Here is a 329-nt window from a genome sequence, read left to right as displayed (position 1 = left end):
TATATAAAAGCCTGGCAGTTATTCACATGGATGTGATGTATGCCGATAACGCAGGAGCAGTTATCGGTGACCTACTTTGACTGGGCACTTCCTGTGCCCAGCCCTTCGGGCGCCACTGGCGTCCATTTTTGCTCCCGGCAAAAATGTCACATGGGGTGGCCTGTTCAGAAAACGCCATCCCAAACCTTGAGACAAAAAAATACCCGGGCCTCTGTGAGGACCGGGTATTGTTTTATATAAAAGCCTGGCAGTGACCTACTTTCACATGGGAACTCCCACACTATCATCGGCGCTGAGCTGTTTCACTTCTGTGTTCGGGATGGGAACAG

The 329-nt window shown here is 50.5% G+C and carries 1 rRNA gene; it reads right to left on the bottom strand.

From position 1 onward, the window contains the following. Positions 1-242: 242 nt before the first annotated feature. Positions 243-329: ribosomal RNA gene (gene rrf / locus LGT40_RS00135) — 5S ribosomal RNA — on the bottom strand; the annotation flags it as partial.

The sequence above is a fragment of the Methylophaga pinxianii genome (genome assembly GCF_020447225.1).
Taxonomy (GTDB): Bacteria; Pseudomonadota; Gammaproteobacteria; order Nitrosococcales; family Methylophagaceae; genus Methylophaga; species Methylophaga pinxianii.
This window is presented reverse-complemented; position numbering and strand designations above follow the sequence as displayed.